The following is a 14,889-nucleotide window of genomic DNA, read 5'->3' as shown; positions in this document are numbered from 1 at the left end:
CTCCATTTACTTAACATCGAAAGTAATCAGACCCCACATCGTCCAGGAAGCCGCCATGTTCGCCGTCGCATCCTCGCCCGTTCCGCAGATCCGCTTCGACTCCAGCAGCCTGCCGGCGGGCACCGCGCTGGACCGCTGGCGCTCCAACCTGTCGCAGAGCTGGGACATGTCGCTGGTCGACGAGGCGGCCTCGCCGCACTTTCACGCCGACGTGTCGATGTGGCGCATGGACGGCCTGCTCGTGGGCAACGCCAACTTCGGCCCCACCCAGACCCGCATGCGCCGCGAGAAGAACATTCGCGCCGACCAGCTCGACCACTACCGCGTGCTGCTGATGCGCTCGGGCGAGTTCCACTGCGATGCCGACGGCGCGCAGGTGTCGCTGGCGCCGGGCCAGTTCGTGGTGACCGACATGGCGCTGCCCGAGCGCAGCGAATCGGCATGCGCGAGCGCCGTGGCCTACGTGCCGCGCGACATGCTCGACAACGCGCTGCCACGGCCCATGCCGCTGCACGGCGTGTCGCCGCGCAATGCATGCGCCGGGCTGCTGGGCGAGCACCTTTCCGCGCTGCTGCTGGGCCTGCCTTCGGCCACGCCCGAGGAGCTGCCCTTCCTGACGCAGGCCACGGTCAACCTGATTGCCGCCAGCCTGGCCTCCAGCGCCGAGAACCAGGCGCTCGCCCGCCCCGCGATCGACAACGTGCTGCTGCGCCGGGCGCGCAAGCATGTGGAGCAGCACCTGACGCAAGACGAACTGAGCGCCGCGCAGCTGTGCGTGCAGCTGAAGGTGTCGCGCTCCACGCTCTACCGGCTGTTCGAGCCGCTGGGCGGGGTGGCGCAGTACATCAAGGAGCGGCGGCTCGCGCGGGTGCACGAGATCTTGAGCCAGTCGTCGGAGCGCCCGCACATCGCGCGGCTGGCCGAGTCGCACGGGTTCAAGAGCGCAGCGCATTTCAGCAAGGCCTTTCGCGAGCAGTTCGGCTACAGCGCGCGCGAAGTGCCTTTCAACAGCGCGCAGCGCGGCGCCCGCCCGCGCGCCTCGGTGCGCTTCGACGATTGGCTGAGCAGCCTGCAGTGAGGTCTGCGGCTTGCAGCCTTTGACATGAGGCAGGGGCTCAGCCCCCGCCCTTGTGCCCCGACCGGTGCCGGTGCTCGGCCGCCTGCAGGTGGTTGCGAAGCACGGTGGAAATCAGGTCGATGCCGACGCCGCCGAACAGCGCCGGCACCAGGTAGAGGCCGATGGCCATCTCGGAGGCGAAGACGTCGTCGAGCTTGGTGACGGTCTGCGCCGCCCCCGAGGCCAGGCTGTGCAGCAGCCCGGTGTCGACCGCGGCCACCGTCACCAGCGTCACGCCCAGCAGCAGCGTGGTGCGCGTGGAGATGGCGCGGCGCTTTCGCAGCAGCGCATACAGGCCCACCGGCACCGCCAGCGACAGCGCGATGAGCGCCCAGAAGCGCAGTTCGACCAGTCCGGTTTCAGTCATGGCCCGCCATCTTGCGACGCTCCCTCGCCGGCGTCCAGCGGCGCGCCCAGGTAGTCCACGCCCCAGCGCCGGCCGAACACGCGCAGCATGGCGCACCGCCGCGGCGGCTCGGCCGCCATGGCCGCCGCCAGCTCGCGAAAGAACGCCGCCGCGTCGGTGCCCGGCTGGATGATCACCTTCTGCCGCGCGCCCGTGCCCGTCACGTTGACGAAGGCCCGCGCGGCGCCGCCCGGCACGCTGACAAGGTCGCCGCGCCGCGCGATGAAGCGCCGCCCGTCCACCTCGAACAGGAAGCGGCCGGTCACGACCTCGAAGATCTCGCTGCGCTCCCACCGATGCAACGGCGGGCCGAAGCCGGCGGCGTTGGTGGTCTCCACCACCACCGGCAGGTCGGCGCCCCATGCCGCGGCGATGCGCACGCGCACGCCCATGCCGATCGAGGGAATGCGGATGATCGGCTCGGCGCGTGCGGGGCGCGCGGTGCTCAGGCCCGGCGGCGCGCCGGTCACTTCCAGCTGCCGTCGGGCAGGCGGCCGTGGTACGGCGTGTTGCGGCAGTGGCCCCACGGGCCGCGCCAGTAGCCCGGCGGGCAGCTGTAGCGCACGCGCGGGTACTCCTGGTAGTAGCCGCCGGGCAGCGGGCCGTAGTAAGGCGTGTAGCGGCAGCCGCCCCACGGGCCGCGCCAGCCGTTGGGGCCGCAGCCGCCGGAAACGGGCACGACCATCGCGCTGTCTATGTTCACGACGGCGGTGTCGCCGCGGGTGTTGATGTCGGTGCCCGCGAACGCGTTCACCGCGGGGCCGGCCGCGCCGCCCAGCATCGCCGCGCAGAGCAGCAGTTTTTTCCACGTTGCCATGGTGATTCCTCGTGTGTTGAAAGAGTGAGGCGATCGTAGAAAACGGGGCCCGCGGCATGTGTCCTGCCGATCCCAGTTCATGCGGTTTCGTCCCACCGGCGCGCCTGCGTTTTCGTGCGGCGGGACGGCGTGGCAACAAACGGGACCGCCAGGAAATTGCGCGCGGCCACAGCGCGCGAGCATCGGTGCCTTCACGCAACCACACTGTCAGGACTCACCCCATGCCTTCCCTTCGTTTCGCATCGCTCTTCGCGGCGACCACTGCCGCAGCCGTCCTTGGGGGCTGCGCCTCCAGCGGCATCATCGGCGCCGACCTGGTCAAGAACGGCCGCGCCGTCGACCCCGTGCTCATCGCCTGGAAAAGCAACGACGGCGCCATCGACGGCACCATGACCGCGACGCTGCCCGAGGCCACGTACCAGGGCCGCTTCATGCAGATCACGCGCCAGGTCGACAGCGACACGCTCGCGCCCATGTGGGCCGGCTGGCCCATGGGCTGGTCGGACTGGCCGGGCTACGGCCCTGGATGGGCAGCAGCTCCGATGGCGCCGATGCTCCCCATGGACGCCGTGCAGTTCAGCACCGTCTACAGCGGCAAGGTCGTCGCCAACCTGAAGAGCCCGGTCGGCAAGCTGATGCGCTGCCGCTTCCAGATGACGCGGCCCGACGCGGGCATGTCCGGCGGCGGCACCGGCGAGTGCCAGCTGGCGGGGGGCGAATCGGTACAGGCCAGCTTCTGACGCGGGCACGGCACGCCGGCCCACCCACGCACGCCTGGCGTGGGTCAACCCGTTGCACGGCCTCGCCCGAGCCAGGCGGCGCGCCCCACGGCGGCCAGGCCCATCGACAGCGCCAGCACGGCGATGCCCACCCCGATGCCCGCCATGCGCTGCAAGGCCGGCGCCTCGCCCAGCGGCGTGCCGGGGTCTTGCACGAAGACCATGATGAAGGCCACGCCGAACTGCAAGGCCATGTAGCGCACCGACGCCGCGCCCTCCTGCAGCCACGCCGCGCACCACACGCCCGCGGCCAGCGCGACGTGGGCGGCCAGCGGCCGGCCTTCGACCCACGGCAGCACGGCGGCGGCGAGCGCGATGGCCAGCAGGCAGCCGGCCGCCCGCTGCGCCATGCGTTGCGCCACGCGCCTGCGCGTGGCGGCCACCAGGCCCTCGACAGGCACCACGAGCACCGCGATGGTGGTGACCATGGCCTGCGTGAGATGGCGCAGCTCGGTCAGCGTGCAGGCCAGCGCCAACGCGGCAACGGCGAATGCGCAGTGCAAGGCCAGGTGCGCGGCATTGCGACGGACGACCGCAACGTCCGCGCCCGATGCCACACCCGATGCAGCGCTGATCGGCAACGCCACGCCGGCCTGCCCGCCGCGGCGACCCAGCCGCGCGCCGAGGGCGTCGGCGGCAACCGCCACGCAGACGCAGGCCAGGCTGCCGATGGCCACATCGAAGACACGCACGCGCGCGAAGTCGGCCAGCGCGGCTGCGCCCGCCATGCCGACCGTGGCCGCGCCGACCGTGCGCGCCTCGCACACGACCATCACGAAGGTCACGAGCCCGAGCACCCAGGCGTAGCCCTGCGCGAAGGCCAGCGCGCCGTACAGGCAGAGCCACGCGATCAAGCCCACGGCGAGCACGAAGGCCGCCGCGTGCGGCGCCAGCCAAGGCCCGAGCAGCCAGCCGAGCAACGCGCCCGCCAGCGTGCCCAGCAGGCGCAGGCCCGCGCGCGCCAGCGTCGTGCGCCAGCCGGCCTGCATCACGGTGAACGCGCTGATGGCGGCCCACCAGCTGTCGGCCAGGCCCAGCGCGTGGCAGGCCAGCACGGCGAGTGCCACCGACGCGACCTGCCGCAGCGCGTGCACGTTGCGCGGGTGTCGCCACGCGCGGCCGTGCCATTCGTCGCGCAGGCCGAGCGCCATGTCGCGCAGCGGCGCGAGGACCTCGCGCGTCAAACGTGCCGGACGAATTGAACGCATCGCACGCATTCGGCACGCGCAAAAAAGAAACGCCTCATCGGCCCTCGCCCGCACCGATGCGCCATGCCGCTAGTGCTTCTGCAGCTGGTTGAGCCAGCCGGCAAAGCCCTGCCCCGCGGCCTGCGCCTTCGTCACGGGTGCCATCGACGGCATGGCCTGGCTGCCCACCTCGCTCGGGCTGTAGCCGAACTGCTGGCGAAACGCGCGGCTGAAATGCGCGGCGCTCTTGAAGCCGAAGTCGTCCGCCACGCGCGCCAGGTAGATGCGCTTCTGGGGCGCCGCCAGCAGCGCGTGCACCGCGCCGAGCCGGCGTTCGCGCACGAAGGTGTTCACCCCGCCCACGGGCTCCAGCAGCCGGTACAGCGCGCTGCGCGACATGCCGAACTGCGCGCACAGCCGCTCTGCGCCGAGCGTGCTGTCGCCCAGGTTCGCGTCCACGTAGCGCTTGATCTGGCGGATGAACAGCTGCTCGAACTGCGGCCGCGCGAGCGCCATCGATTCCACCGTGGGGGCCACGCTGGCGGCCATCATGCAGAACGTGGCCCTGGCCGCGGCCTGCACCTCCGGCTGCGTCATGACGGGCGCGGCGGTCGCCAGCGCGCACAGGTGCTCGCCCAGCAGCCGGCCCGAGATACCTTGCGGCGAAAAGCCGTGCAGGTCCACCTTCTTGGGCAGCAAGGCATCGAGCGCGTCGCGTGGAATGAACACCGAGATGTCTTCGCCCGGGACAAAGTCCATGCGGTAGGGGCGCGACATGTCCAAAAAGAGTGGTGTCCGCAGCTTCACGCCGCGCGCTTCGCCCGACGGGTCGCGCAGCGCGAACGGACTGGCCTGGCGCAGCGGCAGGTTCAGGCAGTAGTGATCGACCTGGCTGCTGCGGATGGAGGCGCTGGTGCGCAGCACGCTGTGCGAGAAGAAGAACGAGCGCTGCATCATCGCGAGCTCGCCGAGCATGAAGCCGCGGTGCTCCACGCTGCCGCCACCCTGCGAATCAGGCGAAGCGTGCGGTTCTTGTGGGTCCAGCGGGCCGCGAGGAAAGTCGAGCTCGAAGTTGGCCGAGAAGCGCTCGCGCAGGTGGTCCTTCAGTTGCGCGGCGGGCAGTTCGTCGCTTCTGAAGACGATCTGCTGTATCGCCGGGGGTTCGGCCGGGGGTTCGGTCGGGGCTTCGGTCGGGGGCGTCACGGGGTCCTCTGGCGGTCTTCTTGTGCTTGCGCTCCCTGCGACGGAAATTCTAGGAACCGGGCGGGTGGCCGGGTGCGCTGGCCATCCCAAATCTGTGTCGGGTGTCTCATCGCAGGCTAGGCCAGCACGGTGCGCCACCATTTGGCCGGCGTGGTGGCCGCGGGGTCGATGGCGACGGCGGCATGCCCATCCGCCGCCTGCACCTCGGTGGGCGCGTAGCCGAAGTGTGCCCGGAAGGCGCGGCTGAAGTGCGCCGCGTTCTTGAACCCATGCTGCTCCGCCAGCCGCGACAGGTACACCCTGCCCGAAGGCGCGCGCAGCACCGAGTGGATGCGCTCCAGCCGCTGCGAGCGGATGTAGTGCGCCACGCCGCCCAGCGGCTCGAACATGCGGTACAGCGTGGCGCGTGAGAGGCCGAAGGCGCTGCACACCCCTTCGCTGGACAGGTCCGCGCGCAGCAGGTGGTCGTCGATGTGGCGCAGCACCTGGCGCATGAGCGTCTGCGTCAGCGCGGGGCGTGCCAGGTCGAGCGTGGCCGCCGACGGCGCCAGGCTCGCGGCAAGCAGGTGCAGGGTGGCCTCGAAGGCGCCGGCCACTTCGCCCTGCGTCATGCCGGGCAGCCGCAGCACCAGCGATTGCAGGTGCGCGACCAGCATCGCCCCGCACGCGCCCTGCGGCACCACGCCATGCAGGTCGAACTGCCGCGGCAGCAGTCGGTCGAGCGCGTCGCGCGGAATGAACAGCGAGGTGATGCGCCCCGCCCCGTGCGACAGCGCCTTCGGCTGCGCCAGGTCGCTGAGCAGCGGCTGGCCGGGAAGCAGCGCCAACTCGCGCTCGCCGTGCCGCATGCGCAGGCCGGTGCCGTCGTGCGCCAGCTGCAGCGTGTAGTGGTCGATGGGCTCCTTGCGCACCAGCGCCGGCGTGCGCACCATGCGCTGCGCGCCGTACTCGCCCGCGGACACCAGCATGCCCGCCAGGTTCCACGCCTGGGTGCGTACGTTCCAAGGGCGCTCGGCCGCGGGGTCGATCTCGACGATGCCGATAGGCGCCATCTGCGCGCGCCAGTGCTCGATGCGGTCCGCCAGCGACAGGGCGGAGGTGTCGAGCACGAAGGGCGACACCGGCTGCTGAACAGCAGGAGGAGCAGCGACAGCCCCACCCGCCGGGCCGGAGGTGGCGACCTCAGTCATGCAGCGCGTGCAGCCACTGGCCGAAGACCGGCACGGCGGTTGTAACGCCGACCCCACCCGGCATGGCCCCACCCGTGCCCCCACCTGCACCGCGCTCGCGCCCTGCCGGCCACGCCGCCTGCACATCGCGCGGGCTGCAGCCGAAGCGTTCGCGAAACGCGCGGCTGAAATGCGTGGCGCTCTTGAAGCCGTGGCCCTCCGCGATGCGCGACACCGACTGCCAGCGCGAAGCCGACGCCAGCACCGTGCGCACGCGCGCCAGCCGGCGCTCCTTGATGTGGTTGGCCACCCCGCCCAGCGGTTCGAACAGCCGGTACAGCATCGAGCGCGACACGCGAAAGCGCTCGCACAGCGCCTGCGCATGCAGCGCCTCGTCGGTGAGGTTGTGCTCTATGTAGCGGCACACCTGGCGCCGCAGCGCGTCTTCGACCGCCGGGCGCGCGGCCGGCAGCAGGGCCGCCGTGGGCGCCAGGCTGGCCGCCAGCAGGTGCAGGGTGGCCAGTCGCGCGCCTTCCACTTCTTCCGGGCGCATGCGCGGCATCTGCCGGGCCAGCTCGGCCACGTGGTCCACGAACATGCCCGCGCAGGCGCCCGCGGGCACCACGCCGTGCAGGTCCAGCGGCTGCGGCAACAGGCTGTCGAGCGCCTCGCGCGGCACGAACACGGCCACGCTGGCCCCGGCGTCCACGTCCATGCATTCGGTGCGCGCCATGTCGGTAATTGCGAATTCGCCGCGGCGCAGCAGCCGCCGCGTCTCGCCCGCCTGCACGCGGGTAACGCCGTCGCCCAGGCGCACATGCAGCTTGTAATGGTCGAGGTGCGAGGCGCGCACGGTGTGCGCGTCGCGCGTGAGGATGTGGCCGCCGCAGGTTCGCGGGCCCAGCATGAGGCCCTCGAGCGTCCATACCGAAGTCCGCGCTTCCAGTTGGTGGGCCGCCGTGCCGTCGGGCATCGACAGGCGAAACGCATCCGTGAGCCGGTGCTGCCAGCAGTCGAAGCGTTCGGCGGGCGCCAGCGCGCTCGCGTCGAATTGGGTGAAGACAAGCCCATGCTCGGAAATCGTCGGCATTCGCATACCTTTCCTCATCGGCGGATGGAAAGATTGTCTGCCCTCGACAAGGTTTTGTATGCATTTGCGGGCCGGTGCCAAGGGCCGCGCACATTTGTTGCAGGGCGTTGCGAGACCTGCGGGTTCACCTGAGCAGCAAAGATCGGAGATCGACTCGCAAGCCATGCCGCGCACCGAGACCCTCCACGACCCACCCGAGGCGAGGCAGTGAAGCAACGAGGCCGCGGGACGCCGGTGCAAGAGATCGGACGCGCAGCACACCGCGCCGCCCGCGCAACGGCGACAGTCATGGCTGCCGGGACCACACGTTGTTTGTCGAGTGCCACCGGCGCCAGGGCGCGCACCGTGCGCGCCCGCTCGTCATCCACATCCTTCCGATCTCGAACCATCATGAAAACTTTGACTGCATTCATCGGCGGCGTTGCCGCCACCGCGACACTCACCGCCTGTGCTTCCGCCTTCGCGCTGTCGCACCCCAACTTCCAGAACGCCGAGCAGGCGCTGCAGGTGGCCATCAATCACATCCAGGGGGCGCAACAGGTCAACGGGCCCACCTTCGGCGGCCATGCGGGCCGCGCGATCGAGTTGATTCGCCAGGCGCAGGACGAAGTCGCCATCGCCGACGAATACCACCGCGGCGTGCGCTACTGAAGGCCGCGCCTTCCGCGCGCCGATGACTCGCCCGCTCAGCCCTGCGAAATCATTTCCTGCACGCGGGCCGCCAGGGCCTCCAGCTGGAACGGCTTGGTCATCACCGCCATGCCGCGCTCCAGGTGGCCGTTGCCCACCGCCGCGTTTTCCGCGTAGCCGGTGATGAACAGCACCTTCAGCTCCGGCCTCGACTGGCGCGCCGCGTCGGCCATCTGCCGGCCGTTCATGCCGCCGGGCAGCCCCACGTCGCTGATCAACAGGTCGATGCGCACGTCGGACTGCAGGATCTTCAACCCCGCCACGCTGTCTGCGGCCTCGATGGCGCTGTAGCCGAGCTCCTGCAGAACATCGGTCACGAGCATGCGCACGGTGGGTTCGTCGTCGACCACCAGCACCGTCTCGCCCTGCTCGGAGCGTGGCGGCGGGCGCACCTCGACACCGTCCTCGTCGATGTCGCCGCCGGCGTGGTGGCGCGGCAGGTAGATGCACACGGTGGTGCCCTTTCCGACCTCGGAGTAGATGCGCACCTGCCCGCCCGACTGCTTGGCGAAGCCGTAGATCATCGACAGGCCGAGCCCTGTGCCCTGCCCCAGCGGCTTGGTGGTGAAGAAGGGCTCGAAGGCCCTGTCCTTCACGTCGGGCGACATGCCGGTGCCGGTGTCGGTCACGCACAGCGACAGGTACTGGCCTTCGGGCAGGTCGTGGGTGCGCGCGCCGTGGCGGTCCAGCCATTTGTTGGCGGTCTCGATGGTGATGCGGCCGCCGTCGGGCATGGCGTCGCGCGCGTTGATGCACAGGTTCAGCAAGGCGTTCTCGAGCTGCGACGGGTCCACCAGCGCCGGCCACAGCCCGCCGGCGCCCACCACCTCCAGCTCCACCGACGGGCCGACGGTGCGGCGCACCAGCTCTTCCATGCCGGCGACCAGGCGGTTGATGTTCGTAGGCTTCGGGTCGAGCGTCTGCCGGCGGGAAAACGCCAGCAGCCGGTGCGTGAGCGCCGCCGCGCGCTTCACCGCCCCCTGCGCCGCGCCCATGTAGCGCTCCAGGTCGTTGTGCCGGCCCTGCGCCAGGCGAATGCCGATGAGCTGCAGCGCGCCCGAGATGCCGGCCAGCAGGTTGTTGAAGTCGTGCGCCAGGCCGCCGGTGAGCTGGCCGACCGCCTCCATCTTCTGCGCCTGGCGCAGCGCCTCCTCGGTCTTCAGCAGCTCGGAGGTGCGCTCGGTCACGCGCTGCTCCAGCTGGTCGTTCAGGGTGCGCAGCATGGCGATGGCGCGGTCGCGCTCGGCCTCCACCGCGCGCCGCTCCTCGACGTCGATCAGCACCCCCGGAAAGCTGATGGGCGTGCCGTCGGCGGTGTGGTCGACGCGCCCGTTCGCCTCGATCCAGTAGTACTTGCCGTCCGCCCGCCTCACGCGGTACTGGTGCGCGTAGGCACCGCCGCGCCCGATGGCCGCGTTGATGGCCGCGAGCAGCCCGTCGCGGTCGTCGGGGTGCACCGTGGCGATGATCTGCTCCAGCGGAATGCCGCTGCGCCCCAGCGCCGGGTCGATGCCGAAGCTGGCGGCGAACCCTTCGTCGATGGTGAAGCGGTCTGTAGGAAGGTCCCAGAACCAGGCGCCGATGATGGCGCCCGCGCTGAGCGCGAGCTGCACCCGCTCGGCGTTCACCCGGGCGCGCTCGTGCTCGGTCGCGGCACGCCGCTCGGCCAGCACGCGGTCGGTGGTCTCCACGACGATGGCCACCACGCCGAGAACGGTACCCTCCGCGTCCAGCGCCGGGGAGTATTCGAGGTCGGCCCACAGCATGCGCGGCGTGCCGTCGCGCACCAGCGTGAGCTCCTGGTCCTTGTACGAGAGCGTGCCGCCCTCGTGGTAGACCTTCTGCAGCACGTTGGCGTTGAAGTCAGCCACCTCGTGCCAGCCTTCGAGCACGTTGGAGCCCAGCAGCTCGGGATGCCTGTTGCCGGCGAACGGGCCGTAGGCGTCGTTGTAGATCATGACGCCCTTCTCGCCCCAGAGCGTCACGATGGGCGTGGGGCTGCGCAGCACGAAGGCCAGGACGGACTTCATCTCCGCCGGCCAGCCGTCGATGGCGCCGATGGCGGTCGCGCCCCAGTCGAAGCGATCGATGAGCCCGCCCAGTTCGCCGGCGTTCTGGAGGAACGCGCGGCCTGTGGAAGCGGCTTGCAAGGCGGGGGAATTGCGCATCCGCCGACTATCCCAAATTGCCCGCATTTCGGGAACGCCGGCGTGGCAGCCGGGAGACTGCGCGAAGCAAACTTCGATGCCGGCTGACGCCGCGCGTGCGTGTCCGCTTACGCGAGGCCGTCGAGCCGCGCCTTGGTGCGGCGCGCCACGTCGCGCGTCCAGGGTTGGGCGGCCCAGTGGCGCTGCGCGAAGGCATCGATGGCGGCACGGTGCGCCAGCGACGCGCCGATCAGGTCGAGGCCCTCGAGGAACATGGCGCGGTGGCGCGGCGACAGCGTGAAGCCGTGCGTGCCCAAAGGCGAGCGCACCTCGAGGCGGCGCACATCGATCTCCAGGCGCAGCGGCGATGCTTCGAATGCCGGCGAGGCGGCAAGGCCGAGCAGCGCCTGCACGTCGGCCTCGGGCAGCATCACCGCGAGCAGGCGGTTGTTCATGGCGTTCGAATAGAAGATCTCGCCGAAGCTGGGCGCAATCACCGCCTCGATGCCGTACTGCTGGAGCCCCCACACCGCGTGCTCGCGGCTGGAGCCGCAACCGAAGTTGGCGTCTGCCACGAGGATGCGCGTGCCCGCATAGGCGCCGCGGTTGAGCACGAAGTCTTCGCGCGGGCTGCCGTCGCCATGAAAGCGCAGGTCCCACAACAGGCCCTGCGCGAGCCCCGCCTTGTCGATGCCGCGCAGGAACTGCTTGGGCATGATCTGGTCGGTGTCGAGGTTGGCGATGGGAATGGGCGCGGCGATGCCTTCGATGCGGTCGTGTTCTTGCGCGCTCTCTTGCGTGGGGGTTGGGGTCATTGCAAAGGCTCCAGCTTGCGAACGTCGGTGATGTGGCCGGTGACGGCGGCGGCCGCGGCCATGGCGGGGCTCATGAGGTGGGTGATGGCGCCGCGGCCCTGCCGCCCCTCGAAGTTGCGGTTGGTGGTCGATGCGCAACGCGCGCCGGGCGCGAGCACGTCGTCGTTCATCGCCAGGCACATGGAGCAGCCGGGCTGGCGCCATTCGAAGCCCGCGCGCACCAGTAATGCCGCGATGCCCTCGGCCTCGGCCTGCACGCGCACCGCGCCGGAGCCCGGCACCACCATCGCGCGAATGCCGGGCGCCACGTGCCGGCCCTGCACCACCTGCGCGACGGCGCGCAGGTCTTCGATGCGGGCGTTGGTGCACGAGCCGATGAACACGTGCTGCACGGCCAGCCCTTCGAGCGGCGCGCCCGCCGCCAGCCCGGTGTAGCGCTGCGCCTGCGCGATGCTGGCGCGCTGGAGGCCCTCGGCCGCAGGCACCATGCCATCGATGGCCACGGCCTGGTCGGGGCTGGTGCCCCAGGTGACGTAGGGCGCGACCTGCGCCGCGTCGAAGCGGTGTTCCACATCGAAGCGCGCGCCCTCGTCACTGCGCAGCGTGGCCCAGTGCGCCAACGCCAGCGCGCGTTGCGCGTCGTCGATGTCGGGTGCGCGCGCCAGCACGTAGTCGATGGCGGCCTGGTCGGGCGCAATCAACGCGCCGCGCGCGCCGGCCTCGACCGCCATGTTGCACAGCGTGAAGCGCGCCTCGACCGACAGCGCCTCGATGGCTTCGCCGCAGAACTCCACCGCGAAGCCGCGCGCGCCCTGCGCGCCGATGCGGCTGATGATCATCAGCACCAGGTCTTTCGCGGTGGTGCCGGTCGGCAGGCGGCCATCGACGCGGATGCGCATGTCCTGCGCTAGCCGGTACACCAGCGTCTGCGTGGCCAGCACATGCTCGACCTCCGATGTGCCGATGCCGAAGCCCAGTGCGCCGAGCGCGCCGTAGGTGGTGGTGTGGCTGTCGCCGCAGATCACGACCATGCCGGGGCGGATCATGCCGTGCTCCGGCGCGATGATGTGCTCGATGCCCTGCACCGCGTCGTTGGTGTCGAACAGCGCGATGCCGTGGCGCTCGCAGTTGCGCTTCAGGTTGCTCGCCTGCAGCGCGGAGGCCGGGTCCTGGATGACGCGGTGGCGCACCGCATGCGTGGGAATGATGTGGCTCACGGTCGACACGTTCTGCCCCGGCATCGCCACGCCGCGGCCCTGCTCGTGCAGGCCGGCGAAGGCTTGCGGGCTGGTGTACTCGTTCATCAGGTGCAGGTCGCAGAAGAGCAGCACGTTCTGCGCGTCGAGCTGCGTCACGGTGTGCGAATCGACCAGCTTGCGGTAGAGGGTGGTGGGCGCGGTCATGCGTGGGCTCCGTAGTCCGTGTGGTCCGCGTGGTTTCCTTGCTCCAGGAAGGGCAAGGCCCTGTCCAGCAGCGCCTGCGGCGCTTCTTCGGCGATGTAGTGGCCACAGGGCAAGGCCTCGCCCTCGACATGCCGCGCCACGCGCCGCCACTCGGCCAGCGGATCGAAGCAGCGATGCACCACGCCTTGCGCGCCCCACAGCGCCAGCAGCGGCGGCTGCAGCAGGCGGCCGGCGTCGCGGTCGGCCTGGTCGTGCACGAGGTCGATGCCGGCGGACGCGCGGTAGTCCTCGCACAGCCCGTGAGCGGCGCCCGGCAAGGCCAGGCAGCGCTGGTATTCGGCGAGCGCGCGCGGGTCGAAGGGCGCGAGCCCCGCGCTGCGCCGGCCCATCACTTCGCGCACGTAGGCGGCGGGGTCGGCCTCGATGAGGCGTTCGGGCAGCGGCGCAGGCTGGATCAGGAAGAACCAGTGCCAGTAGGCGCGCGCGAAGGCATCGGTGGTCTGCGCGTACATGGCCAGCGTGGGTGCGATGTCGAGCAGCACCAGGCAGCGCACGGCCTCGGGGTGGTCGATGGCCAGGCGGTGCGCCACGCGCGCGCCGCGGTCGTGGGCCAGCACGCTGAAGCGGGTGTGGCCGAAGTGGCGCATCAGCGCGACCTGGTCGGCGGCCAGCGCGCGCTTGGCGTAGTTGGCGTGGTCCGCATCGCCGCGCGGCTTCGAGGCATCGCCGTAGCCGCGCAGGTCGGCCGCCACCACGGTGAAATGCTCGGCCAGCACGGGCGCGACGCGGTGCCAGATGGCATGCGTCTGCGGGTGGCCGTGCAGCAGCAGCAACGGGGCGCCGCGCCCGCCGACCACCGCCGAGATGGCGATGCCGCCGCCCACGTCGACGTGGTGTTTTTCGAAGCCGGGAAAAAGGTCGCTCATGGGTGTCCTTCGGTGTCTGCGTGGGCTCTGGCCTTGCGTCTTCGGGCCACTGCGGCAAATCGTAGTTAGTTCTCTGCGTGCCACAAAGTCGCCACATGCAATTGATTCTTTCTTGTGGCGACTTAGTATTCGGCGCATGGATTCCCTCTCCGACCTGTCTTTCTTCGCCGTGCTCATGAAGCAGGGCAGCCTCAGCGCCGCCGCGCAAGAGCTGGGCCTTACGCCGCCTTCGGTCAGCAAGCGCCTCGCCGCGCTGGAGGCGCGCCTGGGGGTGCGGCTGCTCAACCGCACCACGCGGCGCATCAGCCTCACGCCCGAAGGCGAGACCTACCTCACCGAAGGCGCGCGCGTGCTCGATGCGCTCGACGCGGTCGAGCGCGCCGTCTCGGGCGCCAAGGTGGCGCCGCGCGGGCTGCTGAAAGTCAGCGCCACGATGGGGTTCGGGCGGCGCTTCATCGCGCCGGCGCTGTCGAAGTTCGCGCGGGCCTTTCCCGACGTGGAGGTGCAGCTGCACCTCACAGACCGGCCGGTGAACCTGGTCGAGCAGGGCTTCGACCTGTCGGTGCGCATCGGCACCCTGCCCGATGCGCGGCTGACGGCGCGCAAGCTCGCTTCGAACGCGCGCGTGCTGTGCGCCTCGCCGCGCTACCTGGCGAAGGCAGGCGAGCCCGCGCACCCGCGTGAGTTGCCGCAGCACAGCTGCCTGTTCATCCGCGAGGGCGACGAGGCCTTCGGCTCGTGGCACCTGCGCTCGGGTGGCCGGCAGGAAACGGTGAAGGTGCGCGGCGCGCTGAGCAGCAACGACGGCGAATGCGCGCTGGCCTGGGCGCTCGACGGGCACGGCATCCTGATGCGCTCGCAGTGGGACGCGGCGCCCTACCTGCGTTCGGGGCGGCTGCGGCAGGTGCTGGGCAGCTGGTCGCCGCCGCCCGCGGACATCTTCATGGTCTTTCCGACCAAGGCCCACATGTCGGCGAAGACGCGGGCGCTGGTGGAGTTTCTGCACGAGGCTTTCGAAGCGCGGCGCGAAGGCGCGACTGACGGCGCTTCGCCCTGGTGAGGGCCTGAGTTGCCTCTGGATTGCCTCGGGATTGCCTGTTGTTGCCACGCTCACGCAAGGGCAAATCGTCGACCCCGTCC

General features: G+C 70.7%; 15 protein-coding genes. 4 read left to right on the top strand and 11 right to left on the bottom strand.

The window, feature by feature from the left end:
- The first annotated feature begins 55 nt into the window (after positions 1-55).
- Positions 56-1,078, top strand: a complete 1,023-nt coding sequence (locus AB6807_RS20255) for a helix-turn-helix domain-containing protein (RefSeq protein ID WP_371085967.1) — start codon at positions 56-58, stop codon at positions 1,076-1,078.
- Between the two features lie 37 nt (positions 1,079-1,115).
- Here the strand turns inward: AB6807_RS20255 and AB6807_RS20250 are convergent, their stop codons facing one another.
- From AB6807_RS20250 to AB6807_RS20240, 3 genes are read right to left on the bottom strand one after another with little or no spacing between them, the layout of a single operon-like run.
- On the bottom strand, positions 1,116-1,484 hold the full coding sequence (locus tag AB6807_RS20250; RefSeq protein WP_116913655.1) for a hypothetical protein: 369 nt from the start codon (positions 1,482-1,484) through the stop codon (positions 1,116-1,118).
- Complete coding sequence (locus AB6807_RS20245) at positions 1,481-1,993, bottom strand: cupin domain-containing protein (RefSeq protein WP_371085966.1); 513 nt, start codon at positions 1,991-1,993, stop codon at positions 1,481-1,483. The genes AB6807_RS20250 and AB6807_RS20245 overlap by 4 nt, the downstream gene beginning before the upstream one ends.
- Positions 1,990-2,340, bottom strand: coding sequence for a GCG_CRPN prefix-to-repeats domain-containing protein (locus AB6807_RS20240; RefSeq protein WP_371085965.1), 351 nt, complete (start codon positions 2,338-2,340; stop codon positions 1,990-1,992). The genes AB6807_RS20245 and AB6807_RS20240 overlap by 4 nt, the downstream gene beginning before the upstream one ends.
- Positions 2,341-2,561: 221 nt before the next feature.
- Here AB6807_RS20240 and AB6807_RS20235 point away from each other — a divergent pair, with 221 nt between their 5' ends.
- Positions 2,562-3,080 (top strand): hypothetical protein, encoded by a 519-nt coding sequence (locus tag AB6807_RS20235; RefSeq protein WP_371085964.1) that lies wholly within the window; start codon positions 2,562-2,564, stop codon positions 3,078-3,080.
- A 44-nt stretch (positions 3,081-3,124) separates the two neighbouring features.
- Here AB6807_RS20235 and AB6807_RS20230 read toward each other — a convergent pair whose 3' ends face one another.
- The 4 genes from AB6807_RS20230 to AB6807_RS20215 form a co-directional block, all read right to left on the bottom strand.
- Positions 3,125-4,327 (bottom strand): FUSC family protein, encoded by a 1,203-nt coding sequence (locus tag AB6807_RS20230; RefSeq protein ID WP_371085963.1) that lies wholly within the window; start codon positions 4,325-4,327, stop codon positions 3,125-3,127.
- Positions 4,328-4,396: 69 nt separating this feature from the next.
- Positions 4,397-5,509 (bottom strand): helix-turn-helix domain-containing protein, encoded by a 1,113-nt coding sequence (locus AB6807_RS20225; RefSeq protein WP_371085962.1) that lies wholly within the window; start codon positions 5,507-5,509, stop codon positions 4,397-4,399.
- 116 nt (positions 5,510-5,625) lie between these two features.
- Positions 5,626-6,699, bottom strand: coding sequence for a helix-turn-helix domain-containing protein (locus AB6807_RS20220; RefSeq protein ID WP_371085961.1), 1,074 nt, complete (start codon positions 6,697-6,699; stop codon positions 5,626-5,628).
- Positions 6,692-7,768 carry a helix-turn-helix domain-containing protein gene (locus AB6807_RS20215; protein WP_371085960.1) on the bottom strand — a complete coding sequence of 359 codons (1,077 nt, stop codon included), beginning with the start codon at positions 7,766-7,768 and terminating at the stop codon, positions 6,692-6,694. The genes AB6807_RS20220 and AB6807_RS20215 overlap by 8 nt, the downstream gene beginning before the upstream one ends.
- Before the next feature lie 390 nt (positions 7,769-8,158).
- Between AB6807_RS20215 and AB6807_RS20210 the strand changes: the two genes are divergently transcribed.
- On the top strand, positions 8,159-8,419 hold the full coding sequence (locus AB6807_RS20210; RefSeq protein WP_116913650.1) for a hypothetical protein: 261 nt from the start codon (positions 8,159-8,161) through the stop codon (positions 8,417-8,419).
- Between the two features lie 35 nt (positions 8,420-8,454).
- Here AB6807_RS20210 and AB6807_RS20205 read toward each other — a convergent pair whose 3' ends face one another.
- From AB6807_RS20205 to AB6807_RS20190, 4 genes are all read right to left on the bottom strand, one after another.
- Positions 8,455-10,626: an ATP-binding protein gene (locus tag AB6807_RS20205; RefSeq protein ID WP_371085959.1), complete on the bottom strand. Its 2,172-nt coding sequence runs from the start codon at positions 10,624-10,626 to the stop codon at positions 8,455-8,457.
- A 107-nt stretch (positions 10,627-10,733) separates the two neighbouring features.
- A complete protein-coding gene (gene leuD / locus AB6807_RS20200; RefSeq protein ID WP_371085958.1) occupies positions 10,734-11,420 on the bottom strand; it encodes a 3-isopropylmalate dehydratase small subunit in 687 nt (228 codons plus the stop codon).
- Positions 11,417-12,823 (bottom strand): 3-isopropylmalate dehydratase large subunit, encoded by a 1,407-nt coding sequence (gene leuC / locus AB6807_RS20195; RefSeq protein WP_371085957.1) that lies wholly within the window; start codon positions 12,821-12,823, stop codon positions 11,417-11,419. The genes leuD and leuC overlap by 4 nt, the downstream gene beginning before the upstream one ends.
- Positions 12,820-13,749, bottom strand: a complete 930-nt coding sequence (locus AB6807_RS20190) for an alpha/beta fold hydrolase (protein WP_371085956.1) — start codon at positions 13,747-13,749, stop codon at positions 12,820-12,822. Before AB6807_RS20190 ends, leuC begins: the two co-directional genes overlap by 4 nt.
- A 136-nt stretch (positions 13,750-13,885) precedes the next feature.
- Here AB6807_RS20190 and AB6807_RS20185 point away from each other — a divergent pair, with 136 nt between their 5' ends.
- Positions 13,886-14,809, top strand: coding sequence for a LysR family transcriptional regulator (locus AB6807_RS20185; protein WP_371085955.1), 924 nt, complete (start codon positions 13,886-13,888; stop codon positions 14,807-14,809).
- Positions 14,810-14,889: the final 80 nt, after the last annotated feature.

The organism is Variovorax sp. RCC_210, assembly GCF_041355175.1.
Taxonomy (GTDB): Bacteria; Pseudomonadota; Gammaproteobacteria; order Burkholderiales; family Burkholderiaceae_C; genus Variovorax.
Note: the sequence above shows the minus strand (reverse complement) of the source record. Positions and strands in the feature narration are given on the sequence as shown.

Coding starts and splice junctions, on each gene's coding strand:
- AB6807_RS20255 (WP_371085967.1), top strand. CDS start 56: ATGTTCGCCGTCGCATCCTCGCCCGTTCCGCAGATCCGCTTCGACTCC.
- AB6807_RS20185 (WP_371085955.1), top strand. CDS start 13,886: ATGGATTCCCTCTCCGACCTGTCTTTCTTCGCCGTGCTCATGAAGCAG.
- leuD (WP_371085958.1), bottom strand. CDS start 11,420: ATGACCCCAACCCCCACGCAAGAGAGCGCGCAAGAACACGACCGCATC.
- AB6807_RS20220 (WP_371085961.1), bottom strand. CDS start 6,699: ATGACTGAGGTCGCCACCTCCGGCCCGGCGGGTGGGGCTGTCGCTGCT.
- AB6807_RS20205 (WP_371085959.1), bottom strand. CDS start 10,626: ATGCGCAATTCCCCCGCCTTGCAAGCCGCTTCCACAGGCCGCGCGTTC.
- AB6807_RS20190 (WP_371085956.1), bottom strand. CDS start 13,749: ATGAGCGACCTTTTTCCCGGCTTCGAAAAACACCACGTCGACGTGGGC.
- AB6807_RS20240 (WP_371085965.1), bottom strand. CDS start 2,340: ATGGCAACGTGGAAAAAACTGCTGCTCTGCGCGGCGATGCTGGGCGGC.
- AB6807_RS20230 (WP_371085963.1), bottom strand. CDS start 4,327: ATGCGTTCAATTCGTCCGGCACGTTTGACGCGCGAGGTCCTCGCGCCG.
- AB6807_RS20215 (WP_371085960.1), bottom strand. CDS start 7,768: ATGCCGACGATTTCCGAGCATGGGCTTGTCTTCACCCAATTCGACGCG.
- AB6807_RS20250 (WP_116913655.1), bottom strand. CDS start 1,484: ATGACTGAAACCGGACTGGTCGAACTGCGCTTCTGGGCGCTCATCGCG.
- AB6807_RS20210 (WP_116913650.1), top strand. CDS start 8,159: ATGAAAACTTTGACTGCATTCATCGGCGGCGTTGCCGCCACCGCGACA.
- AB6807_RS20235 (WP_371085964.1), top strand. CDS start 2,562: ATGCCTTCCCTTCGTTTCGCATCGCTCTTCGCGGCGACCACTGCCGCA.
- leuC (WP_371085957.1), bottom strand. CDS start 12,823: ATGACCGCGCCCACCACCCTCTACCGCAAGCTGGTCGATTCGCACACC.